This window comes from Burkholderia sp. MSHR3999, from assembly GCF_000833595.1.
GTDB classification, from domain to species: Bacteria; Pseudomonadota; Gammaproteobacteria; order Burkholderiales; family Burkholderiaceae; genus Burkholderia; species Burkholderia ubonensis.
Window position 1 is genome coordinate 1,892,825 of sequence record NZ_JRFO01000007.1, and the last position, 20,804, is coordinate 1,913,628.

Genomic DNA, 20,804 nt, shown 5'->3' on the forward strand with positions numbered 1-20,804 from the left:
GTGTCGTGCGCCTGCGAACGCCTAGAAATGCTTACGATCCGGCCGCCGCGCGCAACCGTTCGACGAACCCGCCGAGCTCGGCGGCGCCCGCATCGGTGACGGCCCGGTAATTCATTCGCCCGGCCGACCAGCGCGCGACGTGATAACCCTGCTGCTCGTCGATGCGCGGCTGCCCGGCGGCGCCGTCTCCCGGCCACACGTACACGTTGATCGGATGGCGCCGATACTGATACACGAGCACCGCGACGGTCCGCCCGCCCACGTAATCGAGCCGCCCGCCGACGAGCGGATAGCCGTCCTGCGCCAGATCCCGCACCGGCGGCGCAAAATCGATCTTCCCGTCGAACCAAGGCTTGACCGTATGCCGGTCGGTCGACACGACGTCGGTCAGATGATCCAGCTGAAGCGAGCGCACATGGCTGTCGACGAGTTCCGTCCGGAGCTGCTCGTCGGCCGTCGGAACCGACAGCCATAGCGCGCCGCTCCACGTCAGCGCCAGCGCGCTGACGGCCAGCGCGCCCGCCGGCGCCCAGATCGGCATGCCGGTCGCCGTCCGCGGCCGCAGCCAATCGGACAGGCGCCGGCGCACGGATCGACGGGAACGCAGATCCGCCGCGATCCGCACTCGCAATGCGTCAGGCGCGCCGAACCGAAGGTCGGCCGACTTCAGCAGCGCGCTCGCGCGCCGCTGGATCTCGAGTGCGCTCCGGCATGCGTTGCAGCGGGCCAGATGACGCTCGAGCGCCGCACTTTCGGTGAGACTCAACTCGTTGTCGACGTATGCCGCGAGCACGTCGCATGCTTGCTGATGATCCATCACGCCTCCTGGCCCATGTTCACGAGAATCGCGGCAAGCTGCCGGCGCCCGCGCCCGAGGCGCGACATCACCGTGCCGATCGGCACGCCGACGATGCTCGCAATTTCCTTGTACGAGAACCCTTCGATCTCCCTCAACACGACGACCTCGCGGTGCTCGACGCTCAGACTCTCCAGCGCCTTGACGACCTGCCGGCGGTCCTGCGCGCGCATCACCAGGGTCTCGGGGCTGAGGCAGCCGTCGTCGCTCAATTCGGGCGCGGCGGCGTCATCGTCGAGCGACAGCGATTCGGCCGTGCGGCGCCGGTTCTGCCGATACCACGTGAAGAACACGTTGCGGACGATGCTCAGCAACCACGCGCGCGCATCGTCGCCGTCGAACCTGTCGATGAACCTGAACGCGCGGACATACGCGTCCTGAACGATGTCCTGCGCATCCTGGTCGTTGCGGGCAAGCCATCGGGCGACGTTGTACGCGGCATGCATGTGAGGCGACATCAGCGCATCGAAGCGCCTGACGGAAGTCTGCTCGTCCATTCCTCACCCGGATCGTCACTTGATCGAAACCACACCGCACAAGTGATAACTCCCGATACGCGGTTTCTATTCCCGTCGTCCGCATGCCGTGCGGGTGCTGGCAATTTTTTTTTCAAGGATTCCGTACGAGCGGAATAAACGCGCCCGCCGCGAAGTTGGAACGATTGCAGCACGCACCGTTTTCACTTTCGAAGGAGCTCAACATGAACAAGCCTCTGCTGGTCGGCGTTTCCATCGCGATGCTTTGCGCTGCCGGTTTCGCCACGCAGGTTTCGGCGCAAGGCAGGACGCGCGCGGAAGTCCGTCAGGAATTGATCGACGCGGAAAACCACGGCCTGCGTTTCGTGACCGACGCGTCGTACCCCGATGTGAGCCCGCTATACCAAACGCAGGTGGACCAGATGCAGGCCGCGCCCGAACGCAGCGGAACCGGCAGTCAGGCCACGGGTTCGACCGATGCGGGCAAACGCGCGCTCGCGCCCGCGACACCGGGCGACGCGGCGTGCGTCGGGCCCGTCAGCTTCTGCACGCCGTATTTCGGCAGCTGAGACGCGCACGTCGTTCGTCAGTTGAGACGCGCGCGTCGCTCGTCGCCTGCCCGCCATTGCATTCACGGTTTCTGGAGCACCATCATGAAACACCCGATCGGTTTGCTGATCGTCGCCGCGCTGTTCGCCGGCGATGCGGCATCGGCCCAGACACCCGCGCCGCTCACGCGCGCGCAGGTGCTGGAGGAACTCTACGAACTGGAAGCCGCCGGCTACAATCCGTCGGCCGGCGACCAGGGCACGTACCCCGCGGACATTCAGGCGGCGGAAGCGAAAGTCGCCGCGAAGCGGGCAGCCAGATCGGCGGCGGCCGACGCAAATGCGCCGTCAGCCGGCCTGCCCGCGCAAGCCGGCAGGTAGCGGCACGTGACGCCGGCGACGGAGATTCACAGGTCCGACCCGGCCGTTCCGCCGGGTCGATTCCTGCTCACGGAGGTGTCTCCCCGAGCAGCCGTGCTACGGCGCTCGAAGAGATCGGTATAAAAGACGCGCGCTTCTCCCGAGGAGAAGAAGCGCGCGGTAAAGCCGCCTGACGAATCCGAGGCGCCAACCAGGCAAGTAAACGCCGTCAGGCGGGACACGAGACATGGAACCCGTGCCGAGTGAGAACCGGTGAAACTTCCCAAAAAACTGTGATCGCAGATGGCAACGTCGCGGCCGCGTCGATACGACTCGCGCGCGCTCCCGGCAATCCGCAACGATCCAGGGGCTGCCGCCCAACAGATGCATGTCCGTCGGCCGTTTCATTTCCGGTCGTCGCCTGCGCTCTCAACACGAGCGACGACCGTCCTGCCTCTCTACATCCTTCCTGCTTCCTGCATCAGGTGTCCATCATGACGCCGGCGTCACGCATGCTGCCGATTCCGCTGCCGCAGCTCGGCCTCGCCCTGTGCGTGGTCCGGGCCCGCGAGCCGCACCGCGACGGTCGCGGCCGTGGTGCTCGCATAGACGTTCAGCGCGGTGCGCCCCATGTCGAAGAACGCATCGACGCCGAGGATCAGCAGCACCGCGTCCGCCGGCAGGCCGATCGACGTGAGGATCACGGTGATCGCGACGATCGCGCCGGACGGCACGTTGGCCGCGCCGTCGATCGTGATGATCGTCAGGACCACGATCATCAGCACGACCGGCCACGTCCAGACGATGTGGTACGCGTCCCCGAGGTAAGCGACCGCGAGCGCCGTATAGAGCACCGCGCCGTCGCGGTTGAAGATGTATGCGAGCGGCAGGATCGTCGACGCGACGCCCCGCGGCACGCCCATCTCGGTCAGCTTCTTCAGGTGAAGCGGGAACGTGATCTCCGACGAACGCGTCGTGAAGCCCAGGATCAGCGGCTCGCGTACCTTCCTGATCACGGCGAGCGGCGAATGGTCGGTGGCCTTGATGACTGCCGTCAGGATGATCGCGAGGATCGCCATGCCGAGGTACGCGACGCCCAGCAGCTTGACGAGCGGATGGAGCGCGGCGATGCCCTTGGTCGAGAACAGCAGCGCGAGCGCCGCGAAGATCGCGAGCGGCGACCACGCGATCACCCACTCGACCAGCTTGAACAGGCCGGCCAGCAGCGCCTCGAACACCGCGATCGCCGGTTCCGCGCGATCCGCGACCGCGGCCAGCGCGGAGCCGAGCAGCACGCCGAACACCAGCACCGGCAGCGAGTTGCCCGCCGCGAGCGCGGCGACGATGTTGGCGGGAATCAGGTCGACCACGAATTGCAGCCAGTCGATCGACGACGCGAGATGCGCCGGCATCGTGCCCGTCTGGGTCAGGCTCGCGCCGAGCCCCGGGCGGAACGCCCAGTTGAGCAGCAGCCCGAGCGCCGCGGCCAGCGCGGTCATCACGACGAAGAACACGACGCTGAGCGTCGCGACGGTGCCGAGCCGGCCGCGCTGCTGCCTCGCGCGAAACACGCCGACCGTCACCGACAGGAAAATCAGCGGCATGACGACCATCTTGATCGCATGCCCGAAAATCGCCGTCACGAATCCCAGCTTCGAACCCACGTCCGGCAGGAATACGCCGCATGCGCCCCCGAGCACCAGGCCGGCGAACATCTTGATCGGAAGCAAGGATTTATTGGTGTCGTTATTCATTGTTGTGCCCGGATTAGTTTGATTCGCGCAGGCGTTCCGTCGATGATGTGATTCCACATATGCCGCCGCGCGAGTTCGCCGTCTTTATCGACGATCGCCTGATAAATCCTGAGATGCTCGATCGTGCCGCGACGCACCGTTTCCGCATCGCCGCGCGGCAATTCATTGAGAGCGAGAGTCTGCCCGCGCAATAATTCGTATGCCGTCGAGATTCGCGGGTTCTTCGCCGCCGCGAACAGCTCCTGATGGAATACCCATCCCACGCGCTGTTCGAGCATGATGTCGCCGCTGTCCGCCTCGAGAATCCGGCTCATGCGTTCGGCCGACTCCCTGAGCCCGTCGGTCGCCCCGCGCTGGGCCGCCAGATAGGCCGCGGTGCTCTCGAGCGCCAGCCGCATTTCGTAGATTTCCCGCAGGTCGTCGTTGGTGGGCGACGTGACGTACGTCCCGCTCTTTCCCACGACCGTGACGAGCCCTTCGGCCTCGAGCAGATGAAGCGCGCTGCGAACCGGCATCTGACCGAAACCGAGTTCGTCGGCAAGGCCGCGATGAGAAATCTTTTGCCCAGGCGTGAGCCGGCCGTCAAAGATTCGCGTGCGAATCTCCTCGTAGGCGCTCTCGGCATTGGTCAATATTTTCCCCGTCATCTGCGATCACAGTTTCACTGGTTGTTTTTAAATCGAATCGGCCGGGTGTGAGATTATCCTTCCGCTCGAATTCCGGCAACTGTAATTTATGCGAGTGCGGTAAATTTCGTAGTGTGGCTGAAAACCAGTGCCGAAAAAAAGGAAAAACCCATGCCCCCAAAAGGAGCATTGTTCACTATTGCAGAGATTCTGGCGGAACAGACCTACCCGCTTCGTGCTGCGGTTTTGCTGGTCGGAGATGAACAAGCGTGCGCGTTGCCGGGAGATCACGATCCGACGACCGTGCATTTCGCCGTTCGCGACGACGCGAACATCGTTGCGGTCGCATCGATCTGCGAGGAGCGCCTGAAGGACGACCCGGCGCCGCGCGCGTGGCGCCTTCGCGGGATGGCGGTCGCCCCGCCGATGCGCGGGCTCGGCTTCGGCCAGCTTCTCGTGCGCCTGAGCATCCGCCGGGCCCGGCAGGCCGGCGCGGAGCTGGTGTGGTGCACGGCGCGCGAATCCGCGCGCGACTTCTACCGGGCGCTGGGCTTCGTCACGGATTCGCCGCCGTTCTCGATGCCGACTCGCCCGGACTTGAAGTTCTATCTGATGAAGCATCCCGTGACGCGTTGACACCGCGACGACGGCGTGGCGCGTGCATCGATCCGCATCGCCATGCCGGCGCCGGCAGGATTGCATTCGCAAAAAATTGGACCGTACCAAATATCGACATACCCACGGGCATCGTTTTGCGCAGCCGCGTATCGCGCCGCTGTCGCCATACCTGTTTTCAAGTTCACCCATACCAATTATTATTTGACGGATTGCTTCAGGAAGGGCACACCGCCATGCGTCTCGAGCACCTCGTCACCGAACAGCCCAACGGGCAAAGCGCGAATCTCGATGCGCTCGGCATCGGCGAAGCGCTCGCGCTGATGAACCGGGAGGACGCGCGCGTCGCGTCATGCGTCGCGCGTGCGCTGCCCGCGATCGCGTCCGCCGTGGCCGCGATCGCCGATGCGCTGCGTGCGGGCGGCAGGCTGATCTACATCGGGGCCGGCAACAGCGGGCGCATCGGCTACCTCGATGCGCTCGAGTGCCAGCCGACGTTCGGCACGCGGCCCGGCGACATCGTCGGCATCGTCGCGGGCGGCTTCGCGGGCATCAACGAATCCGCCGAGGATTCGGACGCGCTCGGGCGCCGCGATCTCGACGCGATCGGCCTCACGTGCAACGACGTGGTGGTGGGGCTGACCGCGAGCGGACGCACGCCCTACGTGATCGGCGCGCTCCGCCATGCGCGGGACACCGGATGCCGCACCGTCTGCGTCGCGTGCAACGTCGGCAGCGAAGCGGGCAAGCTGTCCGACGTCGCGATCGAGGTGGACTGCGGCCCGGAAGTGCTGACGGGCTCGACGCGCCTGAAGGCCGGCACCGCGCAGAAGATGATCTGCAACATGCTGTCGACGATCTCGATGGTCGCGCTCGGCAAGACGTACGGCAACCTGATGGTCGACGTCCAGGCGCACAACCACAAGCTCCGGCAACGCGCGATCCGCATCGTGTCGCAGGCGGCCCGCGTGCCGCCGGACGCGGCGGAGCGTGCGCTCGAACAGGCGGGCAACCGTCCGCGCATCGCGATCCTGATGCTGGTCGCCGGCATCGACCGCGCCGGCGCCGAGCGGCTCGCCGGCACGGCCGGCGGCTCGATCCGCAAGGCGCTCGCATCGCTTCCGCAAACCGGGCCCGCTTGACGTGCGCTGCCCTGCGCGCCGCCCACCCGATCCCCGATCGCCGACATGAAACCTTCGAATCAGAATGCGCGCGGCCGACCGCGCGCGCGAGCGGCCGACCGCGCCGAATTGTTCGACGCCGAGCAGGTGGCGGCGCTTCGCGCGCCCGGCAACGGCACCGAATCGTCGATATCGATGCGGCTCGCCCGCCTGCTGCGCGCGGCCATCGTCGACGGCAAGCTGAAGACCGGCGAGGGCCTGCCGCCGGAACGCGACCTCGCCGAGCGCTTCCAGGTGTCGCGGGACACGGTCCGGCGCGCGATCGACAAGCTGACGCGACAGGGCCTGATCGAATCCCGGCGCGGCGCCGGCACGTTCGTCGCCGCGCGGGTCGAGCAACAGCTTTCGCCGGTCACCCGCTTCTCGGACGACATGCAGCGGCGCGGTCTCCAGCCGGGTTCGCAGTGGCTGCGCCGCGAGCTCGACCGGCCGTCGCCCGACGAATTGCTCGCGCTCGGGCTCGCGCCGCACGCGCGCGTGATCCGCCTGGAACGCGTCAGGACGGCCGATGCGGTGCCGATGGCCATCGAACGCGCGACGCTGCCCGCCAACCTGCTGAGCGGCGCCGTCGACTTCGGCGACTCGCTGTACCGCGCACTGCAGGATGCCGATGTCCATCCGGTGCGCGCGGTCCAGCGGCTGCGCGCGGAACTCGCGTCGGCCCGCGACGCCAAGCTGCTCGGCATCCGCGCGGGCGACCCCGTGCTGTACATCGAGCGCCGCTCGTTCTCGAGCGACGGATGCCCACTCGAACTGACGCGCACGCTGTATCGCGGAGACCGTTACGACTACGTCGCGGTGCTCGATCACGAGTGAACGCCGAGGGGCGCGATGCGCGCGCGAACCCTGATGGGGCATCCCCTAGCACGCGGCCCGACCCGCCGATGCCATAGTAGGATTCGAGGATTACCCGCACGAAGCGCCGCGCCGGCTCACGGGCCGGCCCGGACGGAGAATACGGAGACCGTCATGCATTCCGACAGGCCCTTGTCGCACGACACCGGCACGCGGTCGCGCAATGGTCCGCACGGTGTCGACCCTGCCCGGCCGAAGCGGCCCCGGGACAAGCGCGCGGAAGGCGACGCGACGGCGACACCGCTGGCGCGCGGCCTCGCGATCCTGTGCGCGTTCGGTCCGGACAAGGGCTGGCTCGGAAACCGGGAAATCGCGCTGGAAACCGGCATTCCCGCGCCGACCGTGTCGCGGCTGCTGCAGTCGCTGGTCGCGCTCGGCTACCTGCATCACGACGACTCGAGCCGAAAGTACGCGCTCGCGCCCGCCGTGCTGTCGCTCGGCTACGCGGCGCTCGCCGATCCCGGCATCCAGGCAGACGCGCCCGATACCGGCGCGCTGCCGGGCACGCGGGACGACGTCGATGTGCTCGCCCCGGACAGCGCAGGTGCTGCAAGCGCGACTCGCGACCAGCGAGTGAGCGCCCGGTCGCACGCATCGGCGTCGGCCTCGCCACGCAAGACGGGAACCGCCATGTCCCCATCCAGCCCCGTCACGCTGACGCTCGATCGCGGGCTCCAGGTGCTGCGCGCGTTTCACGCCGACCGCGCGCCGCTGACGAACGGCGAACTGGCGTCGCGGACCGGCTTGCCGAGATCGGCCGCGTCAGGCCTGACGTCGGCGCTGGTCGACCTTGACTTCCTTCGCCGTGTCGCTGGCGACGCTCGTTTCGAGCTGGGCCCGAAGGTGTTCGGCATCGGGCAGGCATACCTCGCGGCCAATCCGGTCACGCCGCTCGCCCAGCCGTTCATGCAGGAATTGGCCGACCGGCTCGACGCGTCCGTCGGGCTCGCCGTGTCAGAGCACCTGGACATGCTGTATGTCGCGCACCGGTCCGGCGCGCGGATCGCCACGCCGCGGATGGGCGTCGGCTCGCTCGTGCCGATGGGCACGACCGCGATCGGGCGCGCGTGGCTGTGCGGGATGCCGGACCCGTTGCGGCGACGCCAGGTCGCGCAATTGACCGAGGCGGCCGGCCCGCAGGCCAACGCGATCGCGGCCGGCATCGAAGCGGCCTTCGCGGATCTGCGCGCGACCGGCGTCTGCCTGTCGCTCGGCGAAAATCAGCGCGATGCGTGGAGCATGGCGTTGCCGGTCCGCGTCGGGGTGTCGAAGACGCTGATGGCGCTGAGCTGCGGTGCAGTCGAGCCGCAACCGGATGCCGACGCGATCCTGCGTCGCATCGCGCCGGCGCTCAAGCAGGCCGCGATCGAGCTGGCCACGCTGCTGCGCGACGTGCGTCCCGGGCCGTAGTCGCGACGCGGGCCGCACCCGGCGGCAGCAACCACTCCCTGCGGAAAACTATCACCCCCATTGGGATCAGTGCCTTCCAACATATCGTCAAATTCCGATATAAGATTCGCCCATCGACGATCCTCATTTGCCTGAACAAACCTCACCCATGCCGACCGACCTCGACATCGACGCGATCCTCAAGGCGCTCGCCAACCCCGTCCGCCGGGAAATCCTCGACTGGCTGAAAACGCCGGCCGCGCATTTTCCGGACCAGACGCTGCCGTACGACCACGGCGTCTGCGCGGGGCAGATCGACGCGCGTTGCGGGCTGTCGCAATCCACGGTCTCCGCGCATCTGGCGACGCTGCAGCGCGCGGGGCTCGTGACGTCGACGCGGATCGGCCAGTGGGCGTTCTTCAAGCGCAACGAAGCGGTCATCGACGCGTTTCTCGACGCCATGCGCCGCGAACTCTGAGCGCGCGCCGGCCTCCGTCCCGCCTTCCATGAAAAGGAAATCGCCATGCCCACCCTGTTCGACCCCGTCACCCTCGGCGACCTGACCCTGCCGAACCGCATCGTGATGGCGCCGCTCACCCGCGCCCGCGCGGGCGACGTGCGCGTCCCCAACGACCTGATGGCCCGCTACTACGCCGAACGCGCATCGGCCGGCCTGATCATCAGCGAAGCGACGTCCGTCACGCCGCAAGGCGTCGGCTATGCCGACACGCCGGGCATCTGGTCCGACGAGCAGGTCGAGGGCTGGAAGCGCGTGACGCGCGCCGTGCACGACGCGGGCGGTCGCATCGTCCTGCAGCTCTGGCACGTCGGCCGGATCTCGGACCCGATCTTCCTCGACGGCGCGCTGCCGGTCGCGCCGAGCGCGATCGCCGCGGGCGGCCACGTGAGCCTCGTGCGGCCGCAGCGCCCGTTCGTGACGCCGCGCGCGCTGGAGCTCGACGAGATCCCGGACATCGTCGCCGCGTACCGCAAGGGCGCGGAAAACGCGAAGGCGGCCGGCTTCGACGGCGTCGAGATCCACGGCGCGAACGGCTACCTGCTCGACCAGTTCCTGCAGGACAGCACCAACCGCCGCACCGATGCGTACGGCGGCCCGATCGAGAACCGCGCGCGCCTGCTGCTCGAAGTGGTCGACGCGGCGATCGACGTGTGGGGCGCCGGACGCGTCGGCGTGCATCTCGCGCCGCGCGGCGACGTGCACACGATGGGCGACTCCGACCCGGCCGCGACGTTCGGCTACGTCGCGCGCGAGCTCGGCCGCCGCAAGATCGCGTTCATCTTCACGCGGGAGTCGTACACGGGCGACCCGTTGAGCCCGCGGCTGAAGGAAGCGTTCGGCGGCCCGCTGATCGCGAACGAGAAGTTCACGCTCGACACCGCGCAACAGGCGCTCGAACGCGGCGACGCCGATGCGATCGCATGGGGCCAGCTGTTCATCGCGAACCCCGACCTGCCGCGCCGGTTCGAACTCGACGCGCCGCTCAACAAGCCGGTGCCGGAAACGTACTACGCGAAAGGCGAAACGGGCTACACCGACTATCCGGCGCTCAGCGACGCGGCCTGACGGCCGCCCGCCGCGTGTTCATCGCGCAGGTCGCGGCGCATGAACACGCGCTGCGTCTCGTCGAGGCCCAGCGCGACGTGGTGCGCGCGAATCCGGCGCAGCGTCTCGTCGAGCGCGGCATCGTCGATGTCCGTGAAGCCGAGGCGTCGGTAATACGGCGCATTCCACGGCGGCGCGCGGAACGTCGACAGCACGATCTGCGCGACGCCGTCCGCGACCGCGCGCGCCGTCACCTGCTCGATCAGCCGCACGCCGATCCGCTGCCCCGCGTGCGACGGCGCGACGTCCAGCTCCTCGAGATACAGCCGGTGCGCATCCAGCAGCCGATAGAACGCGAAACCGACGCATGCGCCGTGCGCGTCGGTCGCGACGTACGCACGCCCCGCGTCGATGCGCACGAGCACGTCGGCCGTGGCGGTCGGCTCGGCGTCGGCGATGTGCGCCATGCCGATATCGCGAAAGCGCTGCGCGGCGGCGACTTCCACCGCGGCCATCGCGGCGGCATCGTCGCGTGTCGCGACGCGGATACTGACGGGAACGGTCATGAGTTCGGGGCGGACAGGTTCGAAGGGGTCTCACTATAATCGAAACGCCATACGTTTCGTCCCCGGTTCCCGCGGATCGCCGTGACGCTGTCCGCGCGTTCGCCCTGCTCGTCATCGCCGGCGGCTTCTGATCGCTGCTCGCGGTCAGTGTTTTCCGGCAGTTCCTATACTTTCTGTAACCGCAGCGCCCAGAGCCGCGCGCGACGACGCACAACGGCCCGTGCAGCCGCCATGCAGCGGTTTCGCTGCCGCGCGACAGAATCCGGAGGGACAGATGGAACATTCTGCATCCGCCGCGTCCGACGCCGACCGGCCCGGCATGCCCGGCCCACACAAGCCGGCCCTTCCGGCGCTCGCGCTTGCCGCGCTCGGCGTCGTCTACGGCGACATCGGCACGAGCCCGCTCTACACGCTGTCGACCGTGTTCGATCCAGTCAACGGGCTGGCGCTCAACGCATTCAATCTCGTCGGGATCGTGTCGCTGATCTTCTGGTCGCTGATGGTGGTCGTCTCGCTCAAGTACGTAGTGCTGATCCTGCGCGCGAACAACCATGGCGAAGGCGGCATCATGGCGCTGCTCGCACTCGCGGCCTCGTCGGTCGCGTCGCGTCCGCGGCTGCGCCGCGCGCTGCTCGTCGTCGGCGTGATGGGTGCGTCACTCTTTTTCGGCGACAGCGTGATCACGCCGGCCATCTCGGTGCTGAGCGCCGTCGAAGGCCTCGAGGTCGTGGCGCCGGTGCTGAAAACCTACGTGATTCCGGTCACCCTGGCGGCGCTCATCGCGCTCTTCATCATGCAGAAGCGCGGCACGAGCGGGATCGGCGCCGTGTTCGGGCCGGTGATGGTGTCGTGGTTCGTCGTGATCGGCATCGCGGGGGCCGTCAATATTGCCCGGATGCCGGCCATTCTGTTCGCGCTCGATCCGCTGCGTGGCCTCGCCTTCTGCCTGCATCACCGCTGGCTCGCGTTCGTCGCGCTCGGCGCCGTCGTGCTGTCGCTGACAGGGGCCGAAGCGCTCTATGCGGACATGGGCCATTTCGGCAAGCGGCCGATTCGCGTCACATGGTTCGGCGTCGTGTTCCCCTCACTCGCGCTCAATTACCTCGGCCAGGGCGCGCTCCTGCTCGCCCATCCCGGCGCGCTGCAGAACCCGTTCTATCGGCTCTTTCCGCAATGGGCGATCCCGCCGATGATCGCGCTTGCGACGATCGCGACGGTCGTCGCATCGCAGGCCGTGATCTCCGGCACCTATTCGATGACGAAGCAGGCGATGCAGCTCGGCTTCCTGCCGCGGATGAACATCGTCTACACGTCGGGGCAGGAAATGGGCCAGATATACGTGCCCGGCATCAACTGGACACTGCTCGCCGCGGTGGTCGCGGCGGTGCTCGGCTTCGGCTCGTCCACCGCGCTCGGCTCCGCCTACGGCATCGCGGTCACCGGCACGATGCTGATCACGACGTTCCTCACGTTCTTCGTCGTCCGCTACGCGTGGCACTACGACTGGCTGCTCTGCGTGCTCGCGACCGCGTTCTTCTTCGCGATCGACGCGATGTTCTTCTCCGCGAACCTGCTGAAGATCGTCGAGGGCGGCTGGTTCCCGCTCGCGATCGGCACGGTGGTGTTCACGATCATGGCAACCTGGGGCCGCGGTTGGGAAATGCTGCTGGCCGAAGCGCGCGTGCGCGCCGGCACGACGCCGCTCAAGCCCTACCTGAACGCGCTGCTCGCGCGCTCGCCGGCTCGCGTGAGCGGCACCGCGATTTTCCTGACGCCGACCCCGGAGGCGGTACCGCATGCGCTGGTCAACAACCTGATGCATAACCGGGTGTTGCATGAACGCGTGATGTTCGTGACGGTGATCACCGCGCAGGTGCCATGGGTGCCCGACAGCGAACGCGTGCGGGCGCAGCTGCTCTGCCCCGGCTGTCATCAGGTGACGATCACGTACGGATTCAAGGACGAAGTCGATCTGCCGAAGGCGCTCAGTGAAAGCAACGCAGCGGGGCTCGCGTTCGTACCGGCGGAGACGTCGTGGTTCCTGAGCCGTGCGTCGGTCGTGCCGACACCCGGCCACGGGATGGCGCTATGGCGCGAACGCCTGTTCGCGGTGATGCTGCACAACGTCGGCAATATCGCCTCATTCTTCAAGTTGCCGGCCAACCGCGTGATCGAAGTCGGCGCGCGGGTCGAGATCTAGGGTCTGTTTACATACGGAACGCGCATGCGAATGCCCGAAATCGCTCGTAGGGCAAGGAGCAAGGAGCGCCGTTTGGCCGAGCCAAACAAGCGACGCGCGACGCCGCCATACGGGCGATTTCGGGCATTCCCGTGACATGATTTTTTTAATTTGGGGTTGCCACGAGAACGGCCGCTCGCCGCGTTGCGCTCCTTGGCGATACGTCCAGTATTCGCGGCGTCGCGCGCCTCGCGAGCGGCCGTTCTCGTGGCAACGCATGCGCGTTCCGCATGTAAACAGACCCTAGCGCCGCGTGCGCACCGGGCACGGCTACCCGTTCCGGGCGGCCAGCGCGCGCACGAGCGCCCAATCGTCGGCCTCGCAGAAATCGAGCAGCACGATCCCGCACGGCCCGTGATGCGTGCGCAACCGTTGCGCGAGCCTCGCATGAATCCCCTTCATCTCGCCTTCGCCGCGTGCAACGCGTGACGGATTCGCGCCCATCCCCGTCCCGCTGCAGAAATTGATCGCCCAGCGCCCGCTGTCGGCGGACGGCATGTGCGTGAGCAGCGCGTCGATCGCCTGCCATTTGTGTTCGATCGACGCCGCGACCGGCACTCGGTATTCGTCCTGGATCACGAATGCCGCGTCCGGATGGTCGATCGTGAACGTCATGTTGTCCGGCCACTCGCTCAGGTCGATCCCGAGCGGGCGGCGGCTGCGAAAGCGTCGCAACGGGACGATCGCGCCACGCACGTCGCCGAGCGCGGGAATCGCGCCGCCGGCGTGCCAGCGCAGCCCCGGATGCCGCGCGCGATGCGCATCGAACGTCGCGTCGAAGCCGCGGCGGCACGCGTGCGCCGGCCATTCGTCCTTCACCGACATCACGATGCACTCGCCCGGATGCGCGGCAAGAAAATCCGCGCAGGTCGCCAGCACGTCGTCGAACGTCATGCCGAGCGCGATCCCGCCATGATGAATCTCGAATTCGTCGAACACGTGCCGGCAGCGGATGTCGAGCATCCGCACGCCGTGCATCAACTGCGCGTCGAGCGGCGCGCGTTGCGTGCGGACGAGCGGATCGTCGACGGTATACGCACAGGTGTCATGACTGCCCGGTACGGTCAGGGTATGCAGCGATCGCCCGTCGTCGAGCGTCGACATCCAGTCGGCAAGCGGCAGGCGTGGGTCGTGGTGCGAATGGATCATTGGATGACAGACAGACAGAAAAAACAGTGGATCACCGCGTCCGACGTCGCGGCGCGGGCCGGCGTATCGCGCTCGGCGGTGTCGCGCGCGTTCTCGCCGAGCGCGAGCATCGCGCCCGAAACGCGCGAGCGCGTGATGAGCGCGGCGCGCGCGCTCGGCTACCAGGTCAACCTGATCGCGCGCGACATGATCACGCAGCGCAGCAGCATGATCGGCGTCGTCACCGCGGGCTTCGAGAATCCGTTTCGCGCGCGGCTGCTGTCGGACCTGATGGCCGCGCTCGGGCATCGCGGGCTCACGCCGCTCGTGACGAACGCGGAGGACCCGCGCCAGATCCGCCAGTCGCTCGAGCGGCTGCTCAGCTACCGGGTCGCCGGGCTCGTGATGACGTCCGCGTCGCCGCCGCTGTCGGTCGCGCGCCAGTACCTCGCGCACCGGATTCCGGTCGTGATGATCAACCGCGCGGCGAACCTGCCGGGCGCGGACGTCGTCGTCAGCGACAACGCAGACGGCGCCGGCCACGCCGCGCGCCTGTTCGCGCAGGCAGGCGCGCGCCGGCTCGCGTTCGTCGGGCCGCGCGACACGAGCTACAGCGCGAAATCGCGCGCCGACGCGTTCGCCGAAGCGCTGCGCCGCGGAGAACCCGGCGGCCCGGCGCTCGTGCGCATTCACGACACGTCGTCCGATACCTATGAATGCGGCGTCGAGGCCGCGCAACGCCTGCTCGCCGGCGATGCGCGCCCGGACGGCGTGTTCTGCTCGTCCGACCTGCTCGCGCTCGGCGTGATCGACACCGCGCGGCAGCGCTTCGGCCTGCGCGTGCCGGATGACCTGCGCGTGATCGGCTTCGACGACATACCTGCCGCCGCGTATGACGTGTATCGGCTCACGACGCTTCGACAGGACACCCAAGCACTCGCAAACGCCGCGATCGACATGCTGGCGGAGCGGATCGACGCGCAGGACGGCATGGCCGACGGCAAATCGCGCACGCGCATCGTGCCGGTCGAATGCGTGCGGCGTCACAGTTGCGAATAACGCCCGGCGCGGTGGCGCGCGGCATGAGTGGCGCGATCGCGTGCCGGCCGGTCGCCGTCACGGCGCCGCGACGTGCACGCTGCGCCCATTCGCGTCACTTCAACCCGCCCGCGAAGCCGCGCAGCAGATAGCGCTGCACATACCCGGCAACCGCGAGCGTCGGCAGCGACGCGATCAGCCCCGCGCTCATCAGGTCGCCCCAGTCGATCCCGTTCTCGGTCACGTAGCCCGCGATCGCGAGCGGCAGCGTGAAGCGGCTCGGCGTCGACACGAACAGCAGCGCGAGCAGGAATTCGTTCCATGCGGCAATGAACACGAAGATCGCGGTCGCGATCAGGCCCGGCGCGCACAGCGGCAGCACGATCTGCACGAGCCGCCGGGCGAGCCCCGCGCCGTCGATGCACGCGGCTTCCTCGTACTCGATGGGGACGTCGCGCACGAACGCGAGCAGCATCCAGATCGCCATCGGCAGCGCGTAGATCTGGTACGCGAGCATCAGCCCGAGCGTCGAATCGAGCAGATGCAGCCGCTTCGCAAGTGCGAACAGCGGCACCGCGATCGTGATCGGCGGCATCAGCTTCAGCGCCAGCACGAGCATGAGGAACAGCAGGTCGAGCCGTGCGGGAAACCGCAGGCGCACGAGCGCATAGGCGGCCGGAAACGCGAGCGCCAGCGCGAGCAGCGTCGTGCCGAAACCGACCAGCAGCGAATTGAGCAACGGGCCGCCGATGCCGCTCGTCCACACCGACACGAAATGCTCGAACGTCGGCGCGGCCGGCCAGATCCGCAGCGGGTGGTCGAGTCGCTCGAGCGTCGGCATGAACGCCGCGCCCGCCATCCACAGGCATGGCAGCAGCAACATCGCGAGCGCGACGGAGCGCAGCGCCCACGGCACCGCCTGTGCGAACGCGGGCCGACGCTGCGTGCGTCCTGCGTGCGCCATCACGCGCGCCGCTTGCGAACCGTTTGCCATACGTACCCCGAGACCAGCAGCGCGGACGCCGCGAGCATCAGCACCGACGCGGCGCTCGCCGGCCCGACGTTGAAGAAGCGAAAGCCCGTGTCGTAGATATAGGTCGACAGCGTCTGCGTCGCGTTGCCGGGGCCGCCGCCCGTCAGCGCATAGACCTTGTCGAACAGCTTGAACGTGTCGATCGAGCGCAGCAGCAGCGCAAGCCCTATCTGCGGCGCGGCGAGCGGCAGCGTGATATCGCGCAGGCATTGCCATTCGCTCGCGCCGTCGGTCCGCGCGGCTTCGTACAGCTCCTGCGGAATCGACTGCAGCCCGGCGAGCACGATCAGGAACGCCATCGGCGTCCACTGCCACACGTCGACGAGCATCAGCGACCACAGCGCCAGATGCGGATCCGACAGCCAGCGCACGCTTTCCACGCCGAGCGCCGCGAGCAGCGCGTTCAGGACGCCGTCGAAGTTCAGCCAGTTGCGCCAGATCGCCGAGCACACGAGCGTGGACAGCATCATCGGCAGGATCGCGAGCGGCAGCGCGACGCGGCGGCCCGGAAACGCGCGCACGAACAGCAGCGCGAGGCCGAAGCCGAGCGCGACTTCGACGAGCGACGCCGCGATCGTGAAGCGCAGCGTGTTGCCGAAGCCGGCCGTGAACGCGTCGTCGCCGAGCACCGCGCGATAGTTCGCGAGGCCCGCGAACGCGCGGCGGCCCGCCGTGTAGTCGACATGGCAGAACGAATCGATCAGCACCTGCACGACCGGATACAGCGCGAGGCCGGCCAGCACCAGCAGCGCGGGCCCGAGCAGCGCGACGAACGGCAGGCTGCGCGAGAACGCCTTCATGCGCGGCGCTCCCGCTGCGAACGGGCGCGCAGGGTCACTTGCCCGCCGCCGCGATCGCCTGCGCGATCTTCTGCTGCGCCTGGCGCAGCGCCGCGTCGGGCGCGGCCTGCCCCGTCAGCGCGAGCTGCAGCTGATCGCCGAGGATGCTCTCGATCTGCTGCCAGTCCTTTACGCGCGGCCGCGCGCGGCCCGCTTCGAGCGCCTTCAGCTGGTCCGGATACCAGCGGTATTGGCGAACCAGCGCCGGGTCGGCGAACACGCTGCGGCGAGTCGGCGGAATGCCGAGCGCGGCGAGGCGCGCTTGCGTGTCGCGTGCGGTCAGGTACGCGAGGAAATCCTGCGCGAGCTTCGCGTGCGGCGCATCCTTCGGAATCGCCATCTGCCAGATGCCGAGCATCGGCGCGGGGCCGGCGGTCTGCCCCGGCGGCGCCTGCAGCGCGATCTGGCCGGCCACGCGCGACTGCTTCGGATCGTCGAGCGCCGGAATCCACGCCGGCCACACCTCGATCGCCTGCGCGGCGGCGCCGCGCTGCAGCGCATCGCGCACTTCCGCCGCGCCATACACGTCGACGTCCTTCGGCGCGGACGCCTTCAGCGCGAGGAAGGTCTTGAGCGCCGCCTGCGCCTCGCGCGAATCGATCGTCACGTTGCCCGCGCGGTCGAGCACGTCGCCGCCGTACGCCCACAGGATCGGCAGGAAGCCCGTCACGACCGGATTGCCCTTGGTGCCGCGGAACACGACGCCGGACACGCTCTTGTCCGCGCCGCCGACGGTCTGCGCGATCTTCAGCACGTCGTCCCAGTTGCGCGGCGGCTGCAGCTTGAATTTCGCGAGCAGGTCCTTCCGGTACGCGAACATCTCGACGTTGCCGACCACCGGCAGCGCGAACAGCGTGCCCGCCGCGTTGCGGCCGAGCGCGACCGTCGACGGCACCAGGTCCGCGTCGGCGAGCGTCGCCGGCAGCGGCTTCAGCCAGCCGTTGCCGATGAATTCCGGCGACCACGTGTCGTCCATCATCACGAGGTCGTACGCGCCGGTGCCCTCGCGCATCGACAGCTTGAGCTTCTGGTAGAGGTTCGCGTTCGGCAGCTTCAGCAGCTCGATCTCGGTGCCCGGGTGCAGTTTGTTGAAACCGGCGACGGCGTCGGCCAGCCCCTTGCCGTAGATGTCGTCGCGGCCGGCGATGACGAGGTCCGCGGCGACGGCATGCGACGCGAAGACGGAAAGCGCAACGGCGGCGGACAGCGCGCGCAGGCGGCTCAGCAGGGTCATGGTCTCTCTCACGATCAGCGTGGTGGCGAAACGGCAATCCGTTGCACACGTGTGCAACGCGGGCGGCGGATCGAGCCGCCTGAAACGAACGCCATTGTTCACGCCGATCGTTAAGGATTTGTGGCAGGCGGCCGCGTGCCGCCGCCGCACCCGGTCAGAAATTCACGCGAATCCCGCCCATCACCGCGAGCTGCCGGTTCGAATTGCTGTTGCCGAGCACCGGAATTTGCGCATAGTTCACCGCGTTGCCGTTCGCGTCGGTGCCGAACCCCGTGCCGCTCGCGAGCTGCCCGATCGCGACCGCATACAGCGCGGTGCGCTTCGAGAGCTGATAGTTCGTACCGAGGTTCACCTGATGGAAGCGCGTCGTGCCGCGCCCGTCGGTGTGCGCCGCGTTGAAGATGTACGCGACGGCGCCCTGCCACGCCGGCGAGAACATGTACGACAGATTCAACTCGCCGATGTCGAACGTGAACGCCTGCGCGCGCGGCTGCGCGTGCGTCGAGAAATAGCGGCTGTCACCGAGGCGCGTGTGCGTATACGTCAGCGCGACGGTCGTGTTGCCGAGCGCCACCGATCCGCCCGCGCCGAATGCGCGCATCGACGCGGCATCCTGCAGCAGGCAGAACATCGCGCCCGGGTTGCTGCATGCGAAATCGCCGATATAGCCGCTCGCGCCGCCGAGCGCCGCATCGAGCGGCTGGCGCAGGTTCAGGTAGCCGAGCGCGAGCGACACGGGCGCGCGGTTGTACGACACGGCCAGCGCATAGCCGCGCTTCGCGGAAAAGTCCCCCGCCTGCCCGCCGAAGCTGAACGTGCCGCCGAACGTGAGGCCGTTGAAATCGGCGCTCGTGAACTTCACCGCATTGTTGAAGTTGAACGCGGCGTTCAGGTTGTCGACGTCGCCGAGATGCGAGCCGTACGGCGTCGCCCAGTTGTTGCTCGACACGTACGCGCCGAGCATGTCCGTATACGAGTCGTATTGGCGACCGAGACCGAGCGCGCCGAGCCCGTCCTGCCGCAGGCCGACCCACGCCTGCCGGCTGAACGCCGCGCCGCCCTGCAGCGCCTGCCCGCTCGCGGACAGGAATTGCTGTTCGAGCGTGAACACCGCGTCCAGCCCGCCGCCGAGCGGCTCCGCGCCCTGGAAGCCGAAGCGCGACGGCACGAGGTTGCCGCCGCCCATCTGCCACGCATGACCGCCGCCGACGCTGCCGTCCGCGCGCGTGAACTGCTGGTTCGTCGAGTAGATGATGCCGGTGTCCACGGTGCCGTAGAGCGTCACGCCGCCCGAGGTCTGCGCATGCGCGTGCATGCACGAAACCGCTGCTGCCACGGCGGCGGCAGCCAGTCTTCTCGTTCCGATCGTCATGTCCCGTCCCCTTTCGCCCATCGCTTCGCAGAGCGAAGCGATGGGATTGATGATGTGGTGACGGGACTCTATCCAGCGAAAATTCCGGACCTCTATCGCAAATCGGCAAACGGACGGAGTATGGCGCTCACGCGGGGCGCAGCGTCTGCGACGGCAGCTCGCCGAACAGGTCGCGGTACTCGCTCGCGAAATAGCCGAGGTGCGTGAAGCCCCAGCTCGCGGCCGCCTCGCCGACGCCGAGCTGCTGCGCGGACGTCGTGCGCAGCAGGCGCCGCACCGCGTTCAGGCGGATCGTGCGCAGGTAGGCGACGGGCGTCACGTCGGCGACGCGCTGGAAGCTCGTCTGCAGCGTGCGGCGGCTGCAGCGCAGCGCGCGGCACAGTTCGAGCACGGTGACGGGTTCTTCCGGCCGCTCGCGCAGATGCTTCTCGCAGCGGCGCACGATGTCGCTGTAGGTCGCGTGCGTGATGTCGCGGCGCTCCGCGCCGATCCGCTGGTCGAGCGCATCGAGGAACATGCCGAGCATCGCGTCGCGGAACATCCGGCGCGTCGCCGCATATTCGAGGCAGCCGGGGTTGCGCTGCGCGGCGTCGATCAGCGCCGACAGCCGCTCGCCGAGCGCGACGCCCTGCGCGTCGGACAGCCGCGTCACGTGGTGCAGCCTGCGCGCGCCGGTCGCGCCTGAAACGCCCGCACCCGAGCCGGTCGCGCCGAATTCGGCGTCGCACAGCTCGTCGATCATGTCCGACGCGGCGCTGATGCCGACGAGCCCCATCCCTTCCGGCGTATGGAATTCGAAATCCTCGTCGGCGCGCAGCGCGAGCAGCGCGTAGCCGTCGACCGGCTGCCCCTGGAACGTGCCGGCAAGCGGCACCGACAGCGGCACCGCCAGCGACGTGCGGCCGGCCGGCGCGACGCCGGTCTGCGCGACGCGCCGGTTGGTCGTCTCGCGGAAGAAGTGGAAGTCGTCGTAAAGCACCTGCGTGACCGTGCCCTTGAACCGGCCCGGCGTCATCTGGCGGTAGACCTGGCGCCAGCCCGCGATGGCGAGCCCGTGCTCGTGGACGTCTTCATGTGAGCCTGACTGGAACCGCATCGGCGCCTCCGCTAAAACCCTGATCCCTTTGCACG

The 20,804-nt window shown here is 68.1% G+C and carries 21 protein-coding genes; 10 read left to right on the plus strand and 11 right to left on the minus strand.

The window, feature by feature from the left end:
- Positions 1-31 precede the first annotated feature (31 nt).
- Both KY49_RS31715 and KY49_RS31720 read right to left on the minus strand, forming a co-directional pair.
- Complete coding sequence (locus tag KY49_RS31715) at positions 32-817, minus strand: anti-sigma factor family protein (RefSeq protein WP_042588248.1); 786 nt, start codon at positions 815-817, stop codon at positions 32-34.
- The gene (locus KY49_RS31720) at positions 817-1,353 is read right to left on the minus strand and encodes a sigma-70 family RNA polymerase sigma factor (protein WP_042588249.1); all 537 of its coding nucleotides are present in this window, start codon (positions 1,351-1,353) and stop codon (positions 817-819) included. Before KY49_RS31720 ends, KY49_RS31715 begins: the two co-directional genes overlap by 1 nt.
- 203 nt (positions 1,354-1,556) lie before the next feature.
- Between KY49_RS31720 and KY49_RS31725 the strand changes: the two genes are divergently transcribed.
- Together KY49_RS31725 and KY49_RS31730 are read left to right on the plus strand one after the other, a co-directional pair.
- Positions 1,557-1,901 carry a DUF4148 domain-containing protein gene (locus KY49_RS31725; protein WP_042588250.1) on the plus strand — a complete coding sequence of 115 codons (345 nt, stop codon included), beginning with the start codon at positions 1,557-1,559 and terminating at the stop codon, positions 1,899-1,901.
- An 84-nt stretch (positions 1,902-1,985) separates the two neighbouring features.
- On the plus strand, positions 1,986-2,261 hold the full coding sequence (locus tag KY49_RS31730; RefSeq protein WP_042588251.1) for a DUF4148 domain-containing protein: 276 nt from the start codon (positions 1,986-1,988) through the stop codon (positions 2,259-2,261).
- Positions 2,262-2,746: 485 nt separating this feature from the next.
- Here KY49_RS31730 and KY49_RS31735 read toward each other — a convergent pair whose 3' ends face one another.
- Both KY49_RS31735 and KY49_RS31740 read right to left on the minus strand, forming a co-directional pair.
- Complete coding sequence (locus KY49_RS31735) at positions 2,747-3,994, minus strand: dicarboxylate/amino acid:cation symporter (protein WP_042588252.1); 1,248 nt, start codon at positions 3,992-3,994, stop codon at positions 2,747-2,749.
- Positions 3,991-4,641, minus strand: a complete 651-nt coding sequence (locus KY49_RS31740; RefSeq protein ID WP_042588253.1) for a GntR family transcriptional regulator — start codon at positions 4,639-4,641, stop codon at positions 3,991-3,993. The genes KY49_RS31735 and KY49_RS31740 overlap by 4 nt, the downstream gene beginning before the upstream one ends.
- A gap of 111 nt (positions 4,642-4,752) precedes the next feature.
- Here KY49_RS31740 and KY49_RS31745 point away from each other — a divergent pair, with 111 nt between their 5' ends.
- The 6 genes from KY49_RS31745 (at position 4,753) to KY49_RS31770 (ending at position 10,245) form a co-directional block, all read left to right on the plus strand.
- Positions 4,753-5,256 carry a GNAT family N-acetyltransferase gene (locus KY49_RS31745; RefSeq protein ID WP_322261468.1) on the plus strand — a complete coding sequence of 168 codons (504 nt, stop codon included), beginning with the start codon at positions 4,753-4,755 and terminating at the stop codon, positions 5,254-5,256.
- A gap of 215 nt (positions 5,257-5,471) precedes the next feature.
- Positions 5,472-6,377, plus strand: a complete 906-nt coding sequence (gene murQ / locus KY49_RS31750) for an N-acetylmuramic acid 6-phosphate etherase (RefSeq protein WP_042588254.1) — start codon at positions 5,472-5,474, stop codon at positions 6,375-6,377.
- Positions 6,378-6,422: 45 nt separating this feature from the next.
- Positions 6,423-7,232 carry a GntR family transcriptional regulator gene (locus KY49_RS31755; RefSeq protein ID WP_080495310.1) on the plus strand — a complete coding sequence of 270 codons (810 nt, stop codon included), beginning with the start codon at positions 6,423-6,425 and terminating at the stop codon, positions 7,230-7,232.
- Positions 7,233-7,385: 153 nt separating this feature from the next.
- A complete protein-coding gene (locus tag KY49_RS39185; protein WP_331456577.1) occupies positions 7,386-8,681 on the plus strand; it encodes an IclR family transcriptional regulator in 1,296 nt (431 codons plus the stop codon).
- A gap of 148 nt (positions 8,682-8,829) precedes the next feature.
- Positions 8,830-9,138 carry an ArsR/SmtB family transcription factor gene (locus KY49_RS31765; RefSeq protein WP_010089687.1) on the plus strand — a complete coding sequence of 103 codons (309 nt, stop codon included), beginning with the start codon at positions 8,830-8,832 and terminating at the stop codon, positions 9,136-9,138.
- Between the two features lie 45 nt (positions 9,139-9,183).
- Positions 9,184-10,245 carry an alkene reductase gene (locus tag KY49_RS31770; protein WP_042588255.1) on the plus strand — a complete coding sequence of 354 codons (1,062 nt, stop codon included), beginning with the start codon at positions 9,184-9,186 and terminating at the stop codon, positions 10,243-10,245.
- On the opposite strand, the gene KY49_RS31775 is transcribed toward KY49_RS31770, so the two are convergent.
- Complete coding sequence (locus KY49_RS31775; RefSeq protein ID WP_042588256.1) at positions 10,218-10,790, minus strand: GNAT family N-acetyltransferase; 573 nt, start codon at positions 10,788-10,790, stop codon at positions 10,218-10,220. The two genes, KY49_RS31770 and KY49_RS31775, sit on opposite strands and share 28 nt — an antisense overlap.
- 274 nt (positions 10,791-11,064) lie before the next feature.
- Here KY49_RS31775 and KY49_RS31780 point away from each other — a divergent pair, with 274 nt between their 5' ends.
- Positions 11,065-12,990: a potassium transporter Kup gene (locus KY49_RS31780; RefSeq protein ID WP_042588257.1), complete on the plus strand. Its 1,926-nt coding sequence runs from the start codon at positions 11,065-11,067 to the stop codon at positions 12,988-12,990.
- Between the two features lie 309 nt (positions 12,991-13,299).
- On the opposite strand, the gene KY49_RS31785 is transcribed toward KY49_RS31780, so the two are convergent.
- Complete coding sequence (locus KY49_RS31785; RefSeq protein ID WP_156162658.1) at positions 13,300-14,178, minus strand: phosphatidylinositol-specific phospholipase C; 879 nt, start codon at positions 14,176-14,178, stop codon at positions 13,300-13,302.
- 3 nt (positions 14,179-14,181) lie between these two features.
- Between KY49_RS31785 and KY49_RS31790 the strand changes: the two genes are divergently transcribed.
- On the plus strand, positions 14,182-15,216 hold the full coding sequence (locus KY49_RS31790) for a LacI family DNA-binding transcriptional regulator (protein ID WP_042588890.1): 1,035 nt from the start codon (positions 14,182-14,184) through the stop codon (positions 15,214-15,216).
- A gap of 94 nt (positions 15,217-15,310) precedes the next feature.
- Here KY49_RS31790 and KY49_RS31795 read toward each other — a convergent pair whose 3' ends face one another.
- The 5 genes from KY49_RS31795 to KY49_RS31815 form a co-directional block, all read right to left on the minus strand.
- Positions 15,311-16,159, minus strand: a complete 849-nt coding sequence (locus tag KY49_RS31795; RefSeq protein ID WP_042588258.1) for a carbohydrate ABC transporter permease — start codon at positions 16,157-16,159, stop codon at positions 15,311-15,313.
- Complete coding sequence (locus KY49_RS31800) at positions 16,159-17,028, minus strand: carbohydrate ABC transporter permease (protein ID WP_042588259.1); 870 nt, start codon at positions 17,026-17,028, stop codon at positions 16,159-16,161. Before KY49_RS31800 ends, KY49_RS31795 begins: the two co-directional genes overlap by 1 nt.
- Before the next feature lie 34 nt (positions 17,029-17,062).
- A complete protein-coding gene (locus tag KY49_RS31805) occupies positions 17,063-18,301 on the minus strand; it encodes an ABC transporter substrate-binding protein (RefSeq protein WP_042588260.1) in 1,239 nt (412 codons plus the stop codon).
- A gap of 154 nt (positions 18,302-18,455) precedes the next feature.
- Positions 18,456-19,673 (minus strand): porin, encoded by a 1,218-nt coding sequence (locus KY49_RS31810; RefSeq protein WP_042588261.1) that lies wholly within the window; start codon positions 19,671-19,673, stop codon positions 18,456-18,458.
- 127 nt (positions 19,674-19,800) lie between these two features.
- Positions 19,801-20,769: a helix-turn-helix domain-containing protein gene (locus tag KY49_RS31815; RefSeq protein WP_042588262.1), complete on the minus strand. Its 969-nt coding sequence runs from the start codon at positions 20,767-20,769 to the stop codon at positions 19,801-19,803.
- Positions 20,770-20,804: the final 35 nt, after the last annotated feature.

What these genes read in the sequence shown, in the direction of transcription:
- KY49_RS31730 (WP_042588251.1), top strand. Translation starts at nt 1,986, where the DNA reads ATGAAACACCCGATCGGTTTGCTGATCGTCGCCGCGCTGTTCGCCGGC.
- KY49_RS31735 (WP_042588252.1), bottom strand. Translation starts at nt 3,994, where the DNA reads ATGAATAACGACACCAATAAATCCTTGCTTCCGATCAAGATGTTCGCC.
- murQ (WP_042588254.1), top strand. Translation starts at nt 5,472, where the DNA reads ATGCGTCTCGAGCACCTCGTCACCGAACAGCCCAACGGGCAAAGCGCG.
- KY49_RS31800 (WP_042588259.1), bottom strand. Translation starts at nt 17,028, where the DNA reads ATGAAGGCGTTCTCGCGCAGCCTGCCGTTCGTCGCGCTGCTCGGGCCC.
- KY49_RS31770 (WP_042588255.1), top strand. Translation starts at nt 9,184, where the DNA reads ATGCCCACCCTGTTCGACCCCGTCACCCTCGGCGACCTGACCCTGCCG.
- KY49_RS31775 (WP_042588256.1), bottom strand. Translation starts at nt 10,790, where the DNA reads ATGACCGTTCCCGTCAGTATCCGCGTCGCGACACGCGACGATGCCGCC.
- KY49_RS31765 (WP_010089687.1), top strand. Translation starts at nt 8,830, where the DNA reads ATGCCGACCGACCTCGACATCGACGCGATCCTCAAGGCGCTCGCCAAC.
- KY49_RS39185 (WP_331456577.1), top strand. Translation starts at nt 7,386, where the DNA reads ATGCATTCCGACAGGCCCTTGTCGCACGACACCGGCACGCGGTCGCGC.
- KY49_RS31805 (WP_042588260.1), bottom strand. Translation starts at nt 18,301, where the DNA reads ATGACCCTGCTGAGCCGCCTGCGCGCGCTGTCCGCCGCCGTTGCGCTT.
- KY49_RS31755 (WP_080495310.1), top strand. Translation starts at nt 6,423, where the DNA reads ATGAAACCTTCGAATCAGAATGCGCGCGGCCGACCGCGCGCGCGAGCG.
- KY49_RS31715 (WP_042588248.1), bottom strand. Translation starts at nt 817, where the DNA reads ATGGATCATCAGCAAGCATGCGACGTGCTCGCGGCATACGTCGACAAC.
- KY49_RS31785 (WP_156162658.1), bottom strand. Translation starts at nt 14,178, where the DNA reads ATGATCCATTCGCACCACGACCCACGCCTGCCGCTTGCCGACTGGATG.
- KY49_RS31780 (WP_042588257.1), top strand. Translation starts at nt 11,065, where the DNA reads ATGGAACATTCTGCATCCGCCGCGTCCGACGCCGACCGGCCCGGCATG.
- KY49_RS31790 (WP_042588890.1), top strand. Translation starts at nt 14,182, where the DNA reads ATGACAGACAGACAGAAAAAACAGTGGATCACCGCGTCCGACGTCGCG.
- KY49_RS31725 (WP_042588250.1), top strand. Translation starts at nt 1,557, where the DNA reads ATGAACAAGCCTCTGCTGGTCGGCGTTTCCATCGCGATGCTTTGCGCT.
- KY49_RS31720 (WP_042588249.1), bottom strand. Translation starts at nt 1,353, where the DNA reads ATGGACGAGCAGACTTCCGTCAGGCGCTTCGATGCGCTGATGTCGCCT.
- KY49_RS31815 (WP_042588262.1), bottom strand. Translation starts at nt 20,769, where the DNA reads ATGCGGTTCCAGTCAGGCTCACATGAAGACGTCCACGAGCACGGGCTC.
- KY49_RS31795 (WP_042588258.1), bottom strand. Translation starts at nt 16,159, where the DNA reads ATGGCGCACGCAGGACGCACGCAGCGTCGGCCCGCGTTCGCACAGGCG.
- KY49_RS31810 (WP_042588261.1), bottom strand. Translation starts at nt 19,673, where the DNA reads ATGACGATCGGAACGAGAAGACTGGCTGCCGCCGCCGTGGCAGCAGCG.
- KY49_RS31740 (WP_042588253.1), bottom strand. Translation starts at nt 4,641, where the DNA reads ATGACGGGGAAAATATTGACCAATGCCGAGAGCGCCTACGAGGAGATT.